A 3,582-nucleotide genomic window follows, 5' to 3' on the forward strand; every position below is an offset into this window, starting at 1 on the left:
CTTCCCGATGCCGGGCCTGACCGCCTCGGACAAGCCCGTCGAGGGCGGCGGGTGCCGGGGCGGGCTCGGCGGCGGCCTGCGGCTCGGCGGGGGCGCCCTCGGACTGGAAGTGCACGGCCGGCGGACCCGCCGGTCGCGAGACCGCGCGGTGGTGGCCGCGGCGCCGCCGCTGGCCGGCCGCGCCGTCGGTCGCGCCGACCGAGCCGTCGTCGTCGACGCCGTTGCTGCTGGTGCTCACGGGAGCTCCGTCCACCCCGGGTACCGGCCACACCACCGGTGCTCGGGTGCTCGGCCCACCGCCCGCGAGCGGTGGGGAAGTCTGGTGGCCGGGTAGGAGCGCCGCTGGGTTCGTGGCCCCGGCGCAGTCCTGCCCGGCGTCGGCGGCGGCCGCAGGGCACCGGGGGACCGGTGCCCTTGCCGCTCGCGGGGCGCGCCTTCGCGCCAGCGAGCCACCGGTGAGGGGCTGCGGCGCGGAGTCGGGCCACCACCACGAGCGGCGAGGTCGTCGTCGGGACTGTCGTCAGGTGTGATGTGCCGACCGTCCGGCTCCAGTCTCCCACAGCCCGTCCAGCGCCTCGCAGCCGCGCCCCCTCCCGCGGGCGCGGCGGCCGCAGCCACCGCCGCTGGGGAGGGCCGTCAGAGGTAGCGCTCGGGGTCGAAGTCGGCCAGCGGGATCACGCGGACGCGCGGCAGCACCTCGGTGAAGGCGTGCACGTGGTCCTCGAGGTCGAAGACCTGCAGGCCGCGGCTGACCAGGTCCCCGAAGGTGGAGCTGACGAACTCGCGGAAGCCCAGGAGCCCCACCCGGCGGCCGTCGGTCTCGAGCACCTGGCGCAGGTGGGCCGTGAAGTCGCCGTCGTGGCTGGCGAGCAGGACGTCACCGGGGCGGTCGACGATGGCCTCCAGCGTGCGCTGGATGCCCAGGTCCACCACCTTCTCGCCCGGGCCGCCGGCCAGCGGGATGGGCCGGTAGTCCATGGCGAGCAGGGCCTGCACGAAGCTCATCGGCATCGAGCCCGAGGTGGCGTTGAGGAAGAACAGGGCCCGCACGGGCTGGCCCCAGGCCTGCTCGGCGAAGTCGCGCACGCGGTCCCAGCGGGGTCGCTCCCCCGGCGCCGGCCTGCGGCCCAGCACGCTCATCCCCAGGGTGGCGTCGATGTTCTCGCCGTCCACCAGGAGGTACGTCACACGCTGCGCCGCACCCGCGGAGTCGCTTCCAACCACTTCCGCAGCCTAGCCACCCGCCGCCCCATCCTCCGGGCCGCCGGCGTCGAACGCGGTGCGGGGACCGGGGGCGAGGAGGGGCGCCCCCGGACCCCGACGAGCACGCCGTGCAACTGACCGGTCACTGCGCGATGATGGGCACCCCGTCCTGGGAGGCCTGCCGATGCCCGGATCCGGGGCCCACGGGGCCGCGCCGCCGGCCCCGGCGCCCGAGCACGCCCGGCACCGCGCGCCGCGCGGCACCGCTGCGCGCCGGCGCGCGGTGGTGGCCGCGCTCGCCCTCGTCGCTGCTGCGGCGGTGGTCGTCCCGGTGGCCGTGCTGCGGCAGCCGCCGAGCGGGACCTCGGCCACCGGCACGACCAGCACCAGCAGCTCGAGCAGCGCGAGCGGCGGGTGGTCGGGCGCTGCCGGCGCCCCGGCAGCCGGGTCCGCCGCAGGCGGGGGCTCGGGCACCGGGCCGTCGTCGTCCTCGACGGCCCCGTCGGCCGGCGCCGCGCAGGCGGCAGCCGTGTGGCTGGCGGGCCAGCCCGCCCCGGCGGGCGGCGTGGCCGTGGACCCCGGCCTCTACGACGCGCTGGCCAGCTCCGCGCAGCTCGCCTCCCGGCTCGTCCCCGCTCCGACGGCCTCCGCGGACCCCGCGCTGCCCGCCCGCTGGGTGGTGGCCGGCCCGGCGCTGCGCGCAGAGGCGGCCCCCGGGAGCTGGGCGGCCCAGGCGCTCGCGTCGTCGCGGTCCGTGGCCGTCTTCGGGGACGGCGACGGGCGCGTGGAGGTGCGCGAGCTGGCCGGCGCGTCGGCGGGCGCGGAGCCGGTGGTGCCGCTCGCGGCCGGCACCGACGCGACCACCTCCCCGCCGGTGACCTCCGCACCGGCCCCCGCCACCGCGACCGCGGCCGACGCGGCAGCGCTGGAGGAGCTGCAGCGCAACACCCGGCTCGACTTCTCCCCCCGGGCGCGCGAGGCGCTGCGCACCCAGCCCGTGGACCTGCGCCTGGCGGCCCTCCTGGTGCAGCTGGCGGCCCAGCAGCCGCTGTCGGTGGCCGACCTGCCCTCGAGCGGGGGCGGCGGCGAGCCGGTGCGCACGGCGGTGGTCGACGGGCTCGGCGGGCGCCCGGTGGGCGCCGACCCCGACGCGGTGGCGCTGCTGCAGCGCCAGCTCACCGCGCAGGACACCCCCTACCGCGCCACCGCCGCGCTCGAGGACGACGGCGGCACCCAGGTGCTGCGCGTCGTGCTGCCCTCCGCCGGCGTGTGAGGCGGTCACCCCGCCGCGGCGCCACCCCCCGTCGGCCCTGTCGGCCCGCCGTTGGGGCCCGGACCCGTCGAGGGGAGACAGCCGCCCTCTCTGGCGGGTCCGGTGGGCCGCATGGATGATGGGCGCGGCCGAACGGAACGGTGAGCGACGACACCGCCACAGACGGTGCCCGCCGGTCGGCTGGGAAGGAGAGCTCGTGAGCGCAGCACCACGCGCACCGAGGCGAGGGCTCCTCGTCGGCGCCCTCGTGGCGGTGGCCGTCCTCGGTCCGGCGTCCGCGGCCGCCTCGGCCGGGCAGCCGACGAGCAGGTCGGCCACCACGGACGACGCCTACATCCGGGTGGCCCACCTGGTGCCGGGCTTCGGCGGGGTCACCATGACGGCCACGCTCACCGCCTTCGACGGCTCCACCCGGCAGCTCACGCTGGCCCCGGAGGCGACCTACGGCGCCATCACCGGCTACGAGCCGCTGCCCGCAGGCTCCTACGCCGTGGCGGTCCGTCCCGTCGGAGCCGCCCCCAGCACCACGCCGGTGCTCACCCAGACCCTCACCGCCCAGGCCGGGGACGCGTACACCATCGCCGGCCTCGGTGACAGCACGGCCCCGCGCCTGTCGGCCATCCAGGACGACCTCACCTCCCCCGGGCCGGGCACCGCGCGGGTGCGCGTCCTCCCGGCCGCCGAGCCCGGGCAGACCACCGACGTCACCGCCGGTGGCCGGACCGTCGCCTCCGGGGCGGCCTTCTCCCAGCCCACCGGCTACGTCGACCTGCCCGCCGGACCGGTGACCTTCGACGCCTCGACCGGGCAGCGCAAGGCCCAGGAGTCCACCACCCTGGCGGGCGGCAGCGTCTACACCGTCCTCGTGCTCGCCGACGGCACCAGCGGCCTCGCGCTGCGGCCCGTCACCGACGCCACGGGCTCCGGCGTGGTGCCGCAGGGTGGCGCCGCCACCGGCGGCGGCTACCTGGCCGAGCACCCCGGCGGCTCCGCGCTCGGCGTCGCCGGCACCGCCGCGGCCGGCACGGCGCTCGCCGGCGGGGCGCTCGCCGGCGCCCTCGCCCTCGTGCGCCGTCGCCGCGGGGCGCTCGCGGACCGGTGAGCCC

Annotated in this window: 3 protein-coding genes and 1 pseudogene; 2 read left to right on the forward strand and 2 right to left on the reverse strand. The window is 78.8% G+C overall.

What is annotated here, in order from left to right; genetic code table 11:
* Positions 1-238: pseudogene (locus H7K62_RS21630) on the reverse strand (hypothetical protein); the annotation flags it as partial.
* 398 nt (positions 239-636) lie between these two features.
* Positions 637-1,224 (reverse strand): NYN domain-containing protein, encoded by a 588-nt coding sequence (locus H7K62_RS15375; RefSeq protein ID WP_370591798.1) that lies wholly within the window; start codon positions 1,222-1,224, stop codon positions 637-639.
* 163 nt (positions 1,225-1,387) lie between these two features.
* Here H7K62_RS15375 and H7K62_RS15380 point away from each other — a divergent pair, with 163 nt between their 5' ends.
* Together H7K62_RS15380 and H7K62_RS15385 are read left to right on the forward strand one after the other, a co-directional pair.
* Positions 1,388-2,476 carry a hypothetical protein gene (locus H7K62_RS15380; RefSeq protein WP_186719862.1) on the forward strand — a complete coding sequence of 363 codons (1,089 nt, stop codon included), beginning with the start codon at positions 1,388-1,390 and terminating at the stop codon, positions 2,474-2,476.
* 196 nt (positions 2,477-2,672) lie between these two features.
* Complete coding sequence (locus H7K62_RS15385) at positions 2,673-3,578, forward strand: DUF4397 domain-containing protein (protein ID WP_186719863.1); 906 nt, start codon at positions 2,673-2,675, stop codon at positions 3,576-3,578.
* The last annotated feature ends 4 nt before the right edge of the window (positions 3,579-3,582 follow it).

The organism is Quadrisphaera sp. RL12-1S, from assembly GCF_014270065.1.
Lineage (GTDB): Bacteria > Actinomycetota > Actinomycetes > Actinomycetales > Quadrisphaeraceae > Quadrisphaera.

Coding starts and splice junctions, on each gene's coding strand:
- H7K62_RS15380 (WP_186719862.1), top strand. CDS start 1,388: ATGCCCGGATCCGGGGCCCACGGGGCCGCGCCGCCGGCCCCGGCGCCC.